Source organism: Streptomyces iranensis (assembly GCF_017874715.1).
GTDB lineage: Bacteria > Actinomycetota > Actinomycetes > Streptomycetales > Streptomycetaceae > Streptomyces > Streptomyces iranensis.
On sequence record NZ_JAGGLR010000025.1, the window covers coordinates 207,283 to 222,692 of the forward strand.

Here is a 15,410-nt window from a genome sequence, read left to right on the forward strand (position 1 = left end):
GATATAGCGGCGGGGTTAGACTCCCGATGCAAAATGACCTGAGTATTTCGAAAGTAATTCGGCGCTGCTGCCCGGGAAGTGACCCGATATTAGGCAATGGGTGGTGCTCGTGCAAGACGGGGGAATGAATGGGTCTCGCTATCCTCAGGGGTTCCGCTATCCTCAGGGGGCTCGCTACCCGCTATCCGCTGCCCAGCGGGAGATCTGGGTGGCGCAGCGCATCAATCCGGACGGCCTGCAATTCCAAGTAGGTCAGTATGTTGAGATCCACGGGCCCCTCAACCCTGCCCTTTTCGAATCGGCGCTGCGCCGGGCCGTCGCCGAGGCCGACACCTTGCACGCGCGCTTCCCGGGCATCGTCGGCGACGGCGACGGCGACGGCGACATCGACGGCGTGCCCCATCAGGTGCTCGGCCCGCCCGGCGACTGGGCCCTGCGGACCCTCGACCTGAGCCACGGCCCCGATCCCCGGGCCGCCGCCGAACAGTGGATGCGCGAGGAACTCAGGACGCCGATGGACCTGGTGCACGGTCCGCTGTTCTCCTTCGTCCTGATCAAGACGGCGGCGGATCGGTTCGTCTGGTACCAGGGATATCACCACATCGTGACCGACGGGGCGGGCAGCACGCTCTTCGCCCGCCGGGTCGCCGAACTCTACACGGCATTTCACAAAGGCGAACCCGCCGGGGAGTCCCCATTCTCTTCACTGGCCGCCCTGCTCGACCAGGAAGCCGAGTACCGGAAATCCGAGGAATTCGAGCGTGACCGCCGGTACTGGCTGGAGCGTTTTGCCTCCCCGCCCCAGGCCGCGCGTCTCACCACCGAACCCGGCATCGAACCCAGCGATTTCCTGCGCCATACCACCCTGATCGGAGCAGATGAGGCCGACCGCCTCAGAGAAGCCGCGCGCGCCGCCCGGACTCACTGGTCGGTGGTGTTGACCGCTGTTGTCGCGGTTTACCTGCACCGCTTGACCGGGACCCAGGACATCACGCTCGGCTTCGCTGTTTCGGCGCGAAAGGACCCGATTTCCCGCCGTACTCCCGGAACGCTGGCCAACATACTTCCGCTCCGCGTGGAATTGAGCGCCGCGACGACCTGGACCGATGTCCTGCGACGCCTTTCCCGGGAAGTCCGCATGGCCTTGTCGCATCAGCGCTACCGCGGTGAGGACCTGGCTCGCGACCTCCATCTCACCGGAGGTGTTCCGGCCCTGGTGGGGCCCGAGGTCAACGTCATGTCGTTCGACTGGGACCTGGAGTTCGGCGAGTGCCGGGCCACCCACCACAACCTGGCCAACGGCCCGGTCCCCGATGTGTCGGTCATGGCCTACGAACAGCCCGACGGCGGAATCCGCATCGACCTGAACGGCAACGCCGACCTCTACGGCCCCCAGGATCTGGCCGACCACCAGCGGCGCCTCTTCGCCTTGTTGGAGGCGGTGGTGGTGGATGCGGGGCGGTGTGTGGGTGGCGTGGAGTTGGTGTCGGTGGCGGAGCGTGCGGCGTTGTTGGACCGGGGGAGCGGTGGTGCGGGGACGGCGCCGGGGGTGCTGGGCGAGCGGGTGGTGGCGGGTGGTGATGCGGTTGCGGTGCGGTGTGACGAAGTTGCCTTGTCCTACGGGGAGTTGGGGTCGCGGTCGGATCGGTTGGCGCGGTTTTTGGTGGGGTGTGGGGTGGGGGCGGAGCGGTTGGTGGCGGTGGCGATGCCGCGTTCGGTTGATTTGGTGGTGGTGTTGCTGGCGGTGTTGAAGGCCGGTGGCGCGTACGTACCGGTGGACCCCGGGTATCCGGCGGAGCGGGTGCGGTTCATGGTGGAGGATGCCGGGCCGGTGCTGGTGGTGGCGTCGGGTGAGGTGGCGGGGCGGCTGCCGTCGTTGGGTGTTCCGGTGGTGGTGCTGGATGATCCGGAGACGGCGCGAGAGGTGGATGAGTGTCCGGGTACGGCGCTGACGGATGCGGATCGTCTGGCACCGCTGTATCCATCGCATCCGGCGTATGTGATGTACACCTCCGGCTCGACCGGCACCCCCAAGGGCGTCGTGGTGTCCCACCAGAGCCTGGTCAACACGATCGCCTGGGCCGTCGAAACCCTTGGGACGCGAGCCCTCTCCCACGTGATGATGTCCACCTCGGCGAGTTTCGACGTATCCGCCTTCGAACTGTTCGCTCCGCTCGCGTGCGGTGGGCGTGTGGAGATCGTGGACGACGCCGTGGCCCTGGTGGGGCGGTTACCCCACCGGCCGGAAGCCAGCCTGGTGAGCGGCGTCCCCTCGGCCCTGGTCCAGGTCGCGAAGGCCATCGGACCACGGGACTTTCCGGGCGTCGTGGTCTGCGCCGGGGAGGCCCTGTCGGGCCCGGCGGCCCGCACCATCGGTGACGCCCTGCCCGGCTGCCGGGTGCTCAACGCCTACGGCCCGACGGAGGCCACGGTCTACGCGACGGCGGGGTGGTACGAAGCCGAGGCCGAGGGCGCCGCACCGATCGGCGGGCCGATCGCCGGTATGCGGGTGTATGTGGTGGATGGTGGGCTGGGTTTGGTGCCGGTGGGTGTGGTGGGTGAGTTGTATGTGGCGGGTGTGGGGTTGGCACGGGGGTATGCGGGGCGGGCGGGGCTGACGGCGGAGCGGTTTGTGGCGGATCCGTTCGGTGGGCCCGGGGAGCGGATGTATCGCACCGGAGATCTGGTGCGGTGGGATGCGCAGGGCCGGTTGGTGTTCGTGGGGCGTGTGGACGATCAGGTGAAGGTGCGGGGTTTTCGGATTGAGTTGGGTGAGGTGGAGGGTGCGGCGGCCGCGCATCCGTCGGTGGGTCAGGTGGCGGTGGTGGTGCGGGAGGACCGTCCCGGGGATCGGCGGTTGGTGGCGTACGTGGTCCCTGCTGAGGGTGGGCCGGGGTGTGATGCGGGGGTGGTGCGGGAGTTTGTGCGGGGGCGGTTGCCGGAGTTCATGGTGCCGGGGGCGTGGGTGGTGCTGGACCGGCTGCCGGTGACGGCGAACGGCAAGCTGGACCGGCGGGCCCTGCCGGTGCCGGAGGTCCGGGGGTCTGGTTCGGGCCGTCAGCCACGTACGGCCGTGGAACGGACGCTGTGCCGTTTGTACGCCGAGGTGCTGGGCCTGGAGCGGGCGGGGGCCGAGGACGGCTTCTACGACCTCGGCGGCGACAGCATCTCCACCATCCAACTGGTCAGCCGGGCCAGAGCGGCTGGGCTGGTCATCACTCCGGCCGATGTGTTCGCCCACAAGACGGTGGCCCGGCTGGCGCACACGGCGACGCCCGTGACCGGTTCGGCTCGTGACCAGGCGGTCGATGTCCCGATCGGCGAGGCGACACCGACCCCCATCATGGAGTGGCTCCGTGAGCAGGGCGGCCCGGTCGGCGGGTTCTGCCAGGCGATGCTGATGGCCACACCCACCGGAGCCGGTACCCCGCGGCTCGCGGACGTCCTGCAGGCCGTGACCGACCACCACGACGCGCTGCGGCTCCGGTTGGCGGACCGCCCCGACGGGACATGGTCGCCCGAGGTGACAGCGGCGGGAACCATACGGGCCGCGCAGCGAGTGCGCCGTATCGAGACCACGGACGGCCGGCCCCCGGAAAGTCTGCTGGCCGAGCAGTTCACCGCCGCCCGTGGCCGCCTCGACCCGAGGGCGGGGGTGATGTGGCAGGCGGTGCACTTCGACGCCGGGCCGCGGCAATCGGGGCGGCTCCTGCTGGTCATCCACCACCTGGCGGTCGACGGCGTCTCATGGCGCATCCTGCTGCCGGACCTGGCCGCCGTCTGGGCGGCGATGGCGGCGGAACGGCCGGTGGAGTGGCAACCGGTCGGCACGTCGTTCCGCCGATGGGCCGCACTGCTCGCGGCCGAGGCGGACACGGAGGTCCGGGAGAGGGAGCTGCGCCACTGGGAGGAGGCCCTGGCCGACGTACGGCCCGTGGTGGCGGGGCGGACCGGCGGCGGCCGCGACACCTTCGGGACCGCAGGAAACATGGCGTTGCCCATGCCCGGTGAGGACACCGAGCCGCTGCTGACCCGAGTGCCCGGGGCGTTCCACGCCGGTGTGCACGATGTGCTGCTCGCCGCGTTCGCCGTGGCCCTCGACACATGGCGGGAGCGCCACGGCCGGGGCGCCGCCGGCGGGCCCGTGGTGGTGGACGTGGAAGGACATGGCCGGTCACACCTCCTGGCGGAGGAGGTGGACCTCTCGCGCACCGTCGGATGGTTCACCGCCCTCTATCCCGTCCGGCTGGAGCCGGGCCAGGTGGACCAGGAGGAGGTCCGGCGTGGCGGCCCCGTGCTCGGCCGTGCGGTCAAGCGCGTCAAGGAGCAGTTGCGGGCCCTCCCCGGCGAGGGGCTCGGCTACGGGCTGCTGCGCTACCTCAACCCCTGCACCCGGCCCCGCCTCGCCGCGCTCCCCACCCCCGACATCCGCTTCAACTACCTCGGCCGCATCGCCGCACCGCGCGGCGCGGCACCGTGGACACCCGCGGGGGACGGTACGAGCGCCGCCGGGGACGGTACGAGCGGGCCGCTCATGGCGGGCGCGGACGCCGACGCCCCGCTGCCCTACGTCCTGGAGCTGAACGCCGTCACGTACGACGGCCCCGATGGCCCGTACCTCGTGGCGCACTGGTCCTGGGCCCGTGGGCTGCTCACCGAGGAGGAGGTGAGCGACCTCGCACAGACCTGGTTCACGGTGCTGAAGGCCATCACGGCGCATGCCGAACGCCCGGAGGCGGGTGGCCGCACACCCTCCGACCTCCCCCTGGTGAATCTCGACCAGGACCAGATCGACCGACTCGAAGCAGCGTGGAGGAAGAAGCGATGACACAGTCAGGACTGCTCGATGTCTTGCCGCTGTCGCCCCTGCAAGAAGGGCTGCTCTTCCACGCCGTGCATGACGTCCACGCCGCCCATGACGTCAAAACCGTCCACGGCGTCCACGGTGTCCATGACGGGAGCGGTGGCGACGGGTACACGGTCCAGGTCGTCCTCCGGCTGGACGGGCATCTGCGCCCCGCCGCGCTGCGGGCGGCGGCAGAAACGCTCCTGGACCGCCACCAGAACCTCCGCGCCGCTTTTCTGCACGAAGGGATGGACCAGCCCGTCCAGGTTATCCCCCGCGAGATCGAGCTGCCGTGGGAGGAGATCGACCTCACCGAAACCGCCGAAGCCGAAGCCCATGCCGATGCCGATGCCGATGCCGAGCGCCACGCCGCATGCGAGCGTGTCCTGGACGGCGTGCGAAACCATCGGTTCGACCCCACCGACCCCCCGTTGCTCCGCTTCACCCTGATCCGTATCGGCACCGACCGCCACCTTCTGGCGCTCACCAACCATCACATCCTGCTCGACGGCTGGTCCTATCCCGTCCTGCTCCACGAACTGTTCGAGCTCTACGCCCGCGAAGGCGACGACAGCCACCTGCCGCCGGTGACCCCGTACCGGGACTATCTCACCTGGCTCGCGGCGCGGGACCGGGGGGCCGCCGAGGAAGGGTGGCGGCAGGCCCTGGCCGGGATCGAGGAACCCACTCTGTTGGCCCCGGCCGCCAACCCGGCACGCTCGGCCCGGCGGGACCGGGTCGCACTGGAACTCCCCGGTGACCTCACCGCGCGGCTGGAAGGCTGGGCACGCGACCACGGGTTGACCCTCGGCACCGTCATCCAGGGCGCCTGGGCCATCATGCTGCACCGCCTGACCGGCCGTGACGACGTCGTCTTCGGTATCACCACGGCCGGGAGGCCACCGGAGCTCCCGGGCGTCGAGAGCATGGTCGGACTGTTCATCAACACCGTGCCGGTGCGGATCACACTCGACCAGGACGAGACCCTGGCCACGCTGCTCGCCCGGGTGCAGAAGGAGCATGTCCGTCTCCTGGACCGCCAGTACACCGGCCTCACCGAGGTGTGCCAACTGGCCGGGCACCCACGACTCTTCGACTCGCTCGTCGTCGTGGAGAACTACCCCATGGACCCGGGCGCCGTCTGCCCACCGGGAACCGGCCTCCGGGTGACCGACATCAGCGGTCACGACGGCACCCATTACCCGCTCGGCCTGGTCGTCTTCCCCGGCGAGAGCCTGCGTCTTCGACTGGACTACCGCGCCGATGTGTTCGACCGCGCCACGGTCGAGAGCGTGCTGCGGCGTCTGTCCGCCTTGTTGGAGGCAGTGGTGATGGATGCGGGGCGGTGTGTGGGTGGCGTGGAGTTGGTGTCGGCGGCGGAGCGTGGGGTGTTGTTGGGCTGGGGCAGTGGCGGGGGCGGGACGGTGCCGTCGGGGACGGTGCCGGGGATGCTGGGTGAGCGGGTCGCGGTGGTGTGTGGCGAAGCCGCTTTGTCATTCGAGGAGTTGGGGTCGCGGTCGGATCGGTTGGCGCGGTTTTTGGTGGGGTGTGGGGTGGGGCCGGAGCGGTTGGTGGCGGTGGCGATGCCGCGTTCGGTTGATTTGGTGGTGGTGTTGCTGGCGGTGTTGAAGGCCGGTGGCGCGTACGTACCGGTGGATCCGGGGTTTCCGGCGGAGCGGGTGCGGTTCATGGTGGAGGATGCCGGGCCGGTGCTGGTGGTGGCGTCGGGTGAGGTGGCGGGCCGGTTGCCGTCGTTGGGTGTTTCGGTGGTGGTGCTGGATGATCCAGAGACCGAACGTGAGGTGGTGGGTTGTCCAGATGGCGAGGTGACCGACGCGGATCGTCCGGCGCCGCTGCATCCATCGCATCCGGCGTATGTGATGTACACCTCCGGCTCGACCGGCACCCCCAAGGGCGTTGTGATCACGCAGCAAGCCCTGGTGGCCCTGGCCCGCGACCGGGCGTTCGACAGCAGTGCACACGACTGCGTGTTGGTGCACTCGCCCCTCGCCTTCGACGCGTCCACCTATGAGCTCTGGGTTCCCTTGCTCCGTGGCGGCAAGCTCGTCCTGATGCCCGACGGCCCGCTCGACACCGTCTCCATGGCCAAGGTGATCGCCGAGCATGGCGTCACGGGCGTCTTCGCGACCACAGCGCTGTTCAACAGCCTCGCCGATGAGTCACCCGACTTCTTCGCGAACGTCCAGGAGGTGTGGACGGGTGGCGAGGCCGCTTCCCCCACGGCGGTGCGGCGGGTGACCGACACCTGCCCCGACACCGCCGTGGTGAACGCCTACGGCCCCACCGAGACCACGATGATCGCCACCTGCCACCGGGTGGTGAGGGGCGGATCGGCCGCCGAGGTGGTACCGATCGGCCGTGGTACGGACAGCACGCGGGTGTATGTGCTGGATGGTGGGCTGGGTTTGGTGCCGGTGGGTGTGGTGGGCGAACTGTATGTGGCGGGTGTGGGGTTGGCGCGGGGTTATGCGGGGCGTGCGGGGTTGACAGCGGAGCGGTTTGTCGCGGATCCGTTCGGCGCGGCTGGGGAGCGGATGTACCGGACCGGGGACCTGGTGCGGTGGGATGCGCAGGGCCGGTTGGTGTTCGTGGGCCGGGCGGATGATCAGGTGAAGGTGCGGGGTTTCCGGATTGAGTTGGGTGAGGTGGAGGGTGTGGTGGGTGTGCATCCGTCGGTGGGTCAGGTGGCGGTGGTGGTGCGTGAGGATCGTCCGGGGGATCGGCGGTTGGTGGCGTATGTGGTCCCTGCTGGGGGTGGGGGTGGGTGTGATGTGGGGGTGGTGCGGGAGTTTGTGCGGGGGCGGTTGCCGGAGTTCATGGTGCCGGGTGTGTGGGTGGTGTTGGACCGGCTGCCGGTGACGGCGAACGGGAAGCTGGACCGGCGGGCTCTGCCTGCTCCGCGGGGTGGTGGTGGATCGGAGTACGTCGCGCCCAGGGATGGGCCCGAGGAAGTGCTGTGTCGTTTGTTTGCCGAGGTGTTGGGTGTGGAGCGGGTGGGGATCGAGGAGGGTTTCTTCGATCTGGGTGGGCATTCGCTGCTGGCGACGCGGTTGGTGTCGCGAGTGCGGTCAGAGCTTGGGGTCGAGGTGCCGGTCGGGATGGTGTTCGAGGCGCCGACGGTGGCCGGGCTGGCTCGTCGGGTGGCCAGGGGCGCGGGTCAGGCGGGCCGGGAGCGGCCTGAGCTCGTGCGGTGTGATCGGCGGCCGGAGCGGTTGCCGGTGTCGTTCGCCCAGGGCCGTTTGTGGTTTCTGTATCGGTTGGAGGGCCGGTCGGCTACGTACAACATTCCGCTGGTGGTGCGCTTGTCGGGTGAGGTGGATGGTGAGGCGCTGGGGTGGGCGCTGTGGGATGTGGTGGGTCGGCATGAGAGCCTGCGGACGCTCTTCACCGAGGTGGATGGGGTGGCGTGCCAGCGGGTGCTGTCGGTGGAGGAGGCGGGCCGGCGGTGGCCGGGCCTGGAGACGGTCACGGTGGGCGACCGGGCCGAGGCCGAGCGGGCGGTTGCCGAGGTAGTACGGCACGCCTTCGACCTGGAGAAGGAACTGCCGCTGCGGGCCGTCCTGGTGCGGGAGTCCGCGCCGGAGCCCATATGCACACTGGCGCTGGTCGTGCATCACATCGCGGCGGATGGGTGGTCGCTGGGGCCGTTGTGGCAGGACGTGGCCGGGGCGTATGCGGTGCGGCGGGAGGACCGGGCACCGGGGTGGGAGCCGATTGCGGTGCAGTACGCCGACTACACGCTCTGGCAGCGCCAGGTGCTCGGTGCGGCTGATGCGCCGGGCAGTGTGCTGACCGACCAACTGGCCTACTGGCGCACCCATCTCGCGGGCATTCCCGAACAGCTTCCCCTGCCCACTGACCGGCCCCGCCCCCCGGTGGCCAGCCACCAAGGGCGCTGGGTCGCGTTCGAGGTCGGCCCCGAGACGCACGGCGAACTGGCGGCTCTGGCCCGTGAGGCCGACGCGAGTGTGTTCATGGTGCTTCAGGCGGCCGTGGCGGCCCTGCTGACCCGTCTGGGGGCGGGCACGGACGTTCCGATCGGCAGCCCCGTCGCCGGACGTCCCGACGATGCGCTGGACGACGTCGTCGGCTTCTTCGTCAACACGCTGGTGCTGCGTGCGGACACCTCCGGCGACCCATCCTTCCGGACGCTCCTCGAACGGGTCCGCGACACCGTCCTCGCGGCCTACGCGCATCAGGAGCTGCCGTTCGAGCAGCTGGTCGAAGCGCTCAATCCGGAGCGCACGCTCGCCCGCCACCCGCTGTTCCAGGTGTCCTTGGCGTTGCAGACCGCGTGGGATCAGGACTTCGCACTTCCGGGCACCACGGCCACGTTGGAATGGCCGGAGGCGCGGACGGCCAAGTTCGACCTGGCCTTCATGGTCAACGCACGCCAGGGCCACGGTGGGACGCACACCGGACTCGACGGGGTGCTGGAGTACGCCGTCGATCTCTTCGACCGGGAGACCGCCGCTGGGCTCGCCGAGCGCTTTCTGCGGGTGCTGGACGCGGTGGTGGCGCGCCCGGACGCACCGATCAGCCGCATCGACATACTGGACGCCGCCGAGCGACACCGGACCCTGGTGGCATGGAACGACACGGGACAGCCGGATCTGCCACGGCTGTCGTTCGGTGCGCTCTTCGAGGACCGGGTGCGCAGGTCCCCGGACGCCCTCGCCGTGGAGTGCGGAGCGCTCCGCCTGTCGTACGCGGACCTCGACGCCCGAGCCAGCCAACTCGCCCACCATCTCACCCAGCGCGATATCGGGCCGGAATCGCGCGTGGCCCTGGCCTTCGGCCGTTCCGTGGACATGGTGGTCGGGGCACTCGCCGTGCTGAAGACCGGCGCGGCATACCTGCCGGTCGACCCCGCCTATCCGGCGGAGTGGATCGCCTTCGTCCTGGCAGACAGCGCGGTGAGCGCGGTGGTCACGCGGAGCGCGTTCGCGGACTCACTGCCGAGTGCGGCCGTCTCCACCATGGTGACGGACACGGCGGAGACGATGTCCGACATCCGCCGGCAGCCGACCACCTTCCCGGCAGTGCCCGTGCCCCTGACCGCCGCGGCCTACGTGATCTACACATCGGGGTCGACCGGGCGTCCCAAGGGCGTGGTGGTCACCCACTCCGGCATCGCGGGGCTGGCAACGGCCCAGGTGGAACGGTTCGCTCTGGACTCGTCCGCGCGGATCCTGCAGTTGGCGTCGCCGAGCTTCGACGCCTCCGTGATGGAGTTCCTGATGGCATGCGCCTCAGGGGGTGCGCTGGTCATTCCGGAGCGGTCGGGGGTCCTGGCGGGTGAGGAGCTCGCCGGGATGATCCGGCGATGTGGGATCACCCATGCGTTGATCTCGCCGACCGTTCTGGCCGGTATGCCGACATCCGAACTCCCGTCGCTGCGAACGCTGTTGGTCGGCGGCGAGGCATGCGGCCCCGAACTCGTGGCACGGTGGGCGCCCGAGCGGCGGATGGTGAACGCCTACGGCCCCACCGAGGCGACGGTGTGGGCCACGGCAGGTGTCCTGGAAGCCGGACGCCATGCGTCGGCGGGTGGCGCGCCCACCATCGGCGTACCGGTCGTTGGTGCCCAGGTGTATGTCCTGGACGCGTGGCTGCGACCGCTGCCGACCGGAGTGGCGGGGGAGATCTACCTGGCCGGGGCGGGCCTGGCCAGGGGATATCTGGGCCGTCCCGGGCTGACGGCCGGGCGGTTCGTGGCGAGCCCCTTCGCCGGGCCCGGGTGCGGGGGCGGGTCCGGGTGCGGGTCCGGGTCCGGAACGCGGATGTACCGCAGCGGGGACCTCGGCCGATGGCGGTCGGATGGGGCTTTGGAGTTTGTGGGGCGTGTGGATGATCAGGTGAAGGTGCGGGGTTTTCGGATTGAGTTGGGTGAGGTGGAGGGTGTGCTGGGTGCGCATCCGTCGGTGGGTCAGGTGGCGGTGGTGGTGCGTGAGGACCGTCCCGGGGATCGGCGGTTGGTTGCGTACGTGGTGCCTGCCGAGGGTGGGCTGGGGTGTGATGTGGGGGTGGTGCGGGAGTTTGTGCGGGGGCGGTTGCCGGAGTTCATGGTGCCGGGTGTGTGGGTGGTGTTGGAGCGGTTGCCGGTGACGGTGAACGGCAAGCTGGATCGGCGGGGGTTGCCGGTGCCGGAGGTTGGGGGTTCTGGTTCGGGTGGTGGGCCGTGTACGGCGGTGGAGCGGGCGCTGTGTCGTTTGTTTGCTGAGGTGTTGGGTGTGGAGCGGGTGGGGGTGGAGGAGGGTTTCTTCGATCTGGGTGGGCATTCGTTGTTGGCTACGCGGTTGGTGTCGCGAGTGCGGTCGGAGCTGGGAATGGAGCTCCCCGTAGGGGCGGTGTTCGAGGACCCGACGGTGGCCGGGCTGGCGCGTCGGCTGGCCGGGGGTGCGGTGGGTCAGGTGGATCGGGATCTGCCGGGGTTGGTGCGGTGTGATCGGCGGCCGGAGCGGTTGCCGGTGTCGTTCGCGCAGAGTCGTTTGTGGTTTCTGTATCGGTTGGAGGGCCGGTCGGCTACGTACAACATTCCGTTGGTGGTGCGGTTGTCGGGTGAGGTGGATGGTGAGGCGCTGGGGTGGGCGTTGCGGGATGTGGTGGGTCGGCATGAGAGCTTGCGGACGCTCTTCACCGAGGTGGATGGGGTGGTCTGTCAGCGGGTGCTGTCGGTGGAGGAGGCGGGCCGGCGGTGGCCGGGGCTGGAGACGACCACTGCGGGCGGCCGGGCCGAGGCTGAGCGGGCGGTTGCCGAGGTGGTGCGGCACGCCTTCGACCTGGGGGAGGAACTGCCACTGCGGGCGGTGATGGTGCGGGAGTCTGCCTCGGCGGGGTCTGGATGCACGCTGGCGTTGGTGATGCATCACATCGCCGCGGATGGGTGGTCGCTGGGGCCTTTGTGGCGGGATGTGGTTCGCGCTTATGGCGCGCGGCGGGAGGGCCGGGCACCGGGGTGGGAGCCGTTGCCGGTGCAGTATGCCGACTACGCGCTCTGGCAGCGCCAGGTGCTCGGTGCGGCTGATGTGCCGGGCAGTGTGTTGGCCGAGCAATTGGATTATTGGCGTGTCAAGTTGGAGGGTGTGCCTGAGCGGCTTCCGTTGCCCAGTGATTGGCGGCGTCCTGTGGTGGCGAGTCATCGGGGTGGGACGGTGGGGTTTGTGTGGCCGGGGTGGTTGCATGGTGGGTTGGTGGGGGTGGCGGGTGTGGAGGGTGCGACGTTGTTCATGGCGTTGCATGCGGGGCTTGCGGGGGTGTTGACGCGGTTGGGTGCGGGTGAGGATGTGGTGGTGGGGTCGGTGATTGCCGGGCGTGGGGATGAGGCGCTGGAGGATTTGGTCGGGTTTTTTGTGAATACGTTGGTGTTGCGGGTGGATACGTCGGGGCGTCCTGGGTTTCGGGAGTTGTTGGGGCGGGTGCGGGCGGTGGATCTGGAGGCGTATGCGCATCAGGATGTGCCGTTTGAGTATCTGGTGGAGGCGTTGAATCCGGCGCGGACGTTGGCGCATCATCCTTTGTTCCAGGTGATGCTGGCGCTGCAGAACACCGCACACAGCGGTTTTGACCTGCCGGGCGCGCAGGGCAGGGTGGAGCAGGTCGGTGCGGACACTTCCCGGATGGATCTGCTGATCAGCGTTGGTGAGCGTCATGCGGACGATGGCGCGCCCGCTGGGCTGGACATCACGGTGGAGTACAACACCGACATCTTCACCGAGCGGACGATTGAGTCGGTCATCCAACGGTGGCGTCGCCTGCTGGAGACAGCCCTGACCGACCCCGACCTGCCGGTCAGCGACATCGACCTACTGGAAACCGACGAGCGCGCTGCACTCCTCCGCCAAGGCAACTCCACCGCCGCCCACCCTTCACCCGCCGCCACCACCACCCTCCCCGCCTTGCTGACCGCCCAAGCCGTCCACACTCCCCACGCACCCGCCCTGGCATGGGGAGACGAGTGCCTCACTTACGAGGAAGTCGACGTACGGGCGAATCGGCTGGCCCGGTATCTGATCGGGCGTGGAGCCGGGCCGGAAGCGGTGGTGGCCGTGGCGGTGTCCCGCTCGCTCGACATGGTTATCGCGGTTGTGGCGGTCCTCAAGTCGGGCGCCATCTATCTGCCGATCGACATGGCGTACCCGCCGTCCCGTATCGGCTTCATGCTGCGCGACGCGCGCCCTCTCGCGGTGGTGACGACCAGCCGCACCCCCGGCGATCTGGGTTGCGACGACGTTCCTAGGGTGGTGCTCGACGATTCGCTCACCGCTGACACGATCGCAGCCCTGTCCGGCTCCGATGTCACCGATGCGGATCGTGTGCACCCTCTGCATCCCATGCACCCGGCCTATCTCATCTACACCTCCGGTTCCACCGGCACCCCCAAGGGGGTCGCCGTGCCGCATGCCGGAATCGCGAGCCTGGCGCTGACCCAGGCCGACCGGTTCGACGTGGGCGAGGGGAGCCGGGTCCTGCAACTGGCCTCACCCGGTTTCGATGTGTCCATGATGGAGGTGGTCATGGCCGTTGCCACCGGGGCCACATTGATCGTTCCGCCCGCCCGGCCGCTGGTGGGCGAGGACTTGGCCGTCGTACTGCGGGATCAACGCATCAGCCACACCGTCATGTCGCCGACCGTGCTGGGCAGCATTCCCGATGGCGCGTTCCCCGACCTCCGCACCTTGATCATCGGGATTGAGGCATGTCCGGGGGAACTGGTCCAGCGGTGGTCCGTCGGGCGGCGGATGGTGAATGCCTACGGCCCCACCGAGGCCACGGTGTATGTCACGGCCACGGGCCAGCTCTCCGGTCCGGACGTGCCCCCGATCGGTGGACCGGTCGCCGGTATGCGGGTGTATGTGGTGGATGGTGGGTTGGGTTTGGTGCCGGTGGGTGTGGTGGGCGAACTGTATGTGGCGGGTGTGGGGTTGGCGCGGGGTTATGTGGGGCGTGCGGGGTTGACGGCGGAGCGGTTTGTGTCGGATCCGTTCGGTGGGGTGGGGGAGCGGATGTATCGGACGGGGGATTTGGTGCGGTGGCGGTCGGATGGGGCTTTGGAGTTTGTGGGGCGTGTGGATGATCAGGTGAAGGTGCGGGGTTTTCGGATTGAGTTGGGTGAGGTGGAGGGTGTGCTGGGTGCGCATCCGTCGGTGGGTCAGGTGGCGGTGGTGGTGCGTGAGGATCGTCCGGGGGATCGGCGGTTGGTGGCGTATGTGGTGCCTGCTGGGGGTGGGGGTGGGTGTGATGTGGGGGTGGTGCGGGAGTTTGTGCGGGGGCGGTTGCCGGAGTTCATGGTGCCGGGTGTGTGGGTGGTGTTGGAGCGGTTGCCGGTGACGGTGAATGGGAAGTTGGATCGGCGGGGGTTGCCGGTGCCGGAGGTTGGGGGTTCTGGTTGGGGTGGTGGGCCGCGTACGGCGGTGGAGCGGGCGCTGTGTCGTTTGTTTGCTGAGGTGTTGGGTGTGGAGCGGGTGGGGGTGGAGGAGGGTTTCTTCGATCTGGGTGGGCATTCGTTGTTGGCGACGCGGTTGGTGTCGCGAGTGCGGTCGGAGCTTGGGGTCGAGGTGTCGGTCGGGATGGTGTTCGAGGCGCCGACGGTGGCCGGGCTGGCCAGCAGGCTGGGGAGTGGCGACGGTGGGAAGGGCCTCGATGTCCTGCTGCCGCTGCGGCCACGCGGCAGCCGCGCACCGCTCTTCTGCGTCCACCCGGCCGGTGGGATCAGCTGGCCCTATTCCGGGCTGCTGCGCCATATCGACGCCGACCACCCCGTCTACGGCCTCCAGGCCCGGGGGCTGTCCGGTACGGAGACACCCCACGCCACGGTCGAGGAGATCGCGGCGGACTATCTGCGTCAGATCCGTACCGTGCGGCCACACGGCCCGTACCACCTCCTCGGCTGGTCCTTTGGCGGCATCGTCGCCCACGCGATCGCGACCTGGCTCCAGGAGGAGGGTGAGGAGGTGGCCTTGCTGGCCGTGCTCGACACCTACCCCCTGGCGGCCGTGCCTGCGGAGGAATCGCTGCCAGAGGCGGGAGACCGCGATATCCGGGGAATGTTCCTCGACGTCCTGGCGGACGGGGCGTACTCCCTGGACGAGGAGATCCTGACGGCACTGTGCCACAGCCACGCCCAGCATGAGCGAGCCGCCAAGGAACACCGGCCTCGGCGGTTCCACGGGGAGATGGACCTCTTCATCGCGACGGAGGAACCCACCGACCACCGGACCGCCGCATGGCGTACGGCTGATTCCTGGGCACCGTACGTCGAGGGAGACATCCGGACCCACGATGTGCCCAGTACGCACGACCACCTGATGACGCAGCGGGCACTGAATCACATCGGCCCCGTTGTCGCCCGGGGGCTCGCGCGGCCGTAGCGCGGGCCGGGGCGTGGCGCCCCGGCCCGGAGCGGCTCTCACTCCTCCAGGTCCGCCCACTCGGCTTCGAGATCGCTCTCGAGGTTGGTGATGTCGTGTTGGGTGAGGGTGAGGAGGGGGAGGTCGGAGGGGGTTCGGCCGCCGGTGTGGTGTTGGGTGTGGGTGGTGAGGGC

At 69.3% G+C, this 15,410-nt stretch carries 2 protein-coding genes; both read left to right on the forward strand.

Annotation, left to right across the window (positions count from 1 at the left end):
* Positions 1-124: 124 nt before the first annotated feature.
* Complete coding sequence (locus J2Z30_RS37885) at positions 125-4,828, forward strand: non-ribosomal peptide synthetase (protein WP_245388883.1); 4,704 nt, start codon at positions 125-127, stop codon at positions 4,826-4,828.
* Complete coding sequence (locus J2Z30_RS37890; protein WP_209469006.1) at positions 4,825-15,237, forward strand: non-ribosomal peptide synthetase; 10,413 nt, start codon at positions 4,825-4,827, stop codon at positions 15,235-15,237. Before J2Z30_RS37885 ends, J2Z30_RS37890 begins: the two co-directional genes overlap by 4 nt.
* The last annotated feature ends 173 nt before the right edge of the window (positions 15,238-15,410 follow it).

Coding starts and splice junctions, on each gene's coding strand:
- J2Z30_RS37885 (WP_245388883.1), top strand. CDS start 125: ATGAATGGGTCTCGCTATCCTCAGGGGTTCCGCTATCCTCAGGGGGCT.
- J2Z30_RS37890 (WP_209469006.1), top strand. CDS start 4,825: ATGACACAGTCAGGACTGCTCGATGTCTTGCCGCTGTCGCCCCTGCAA.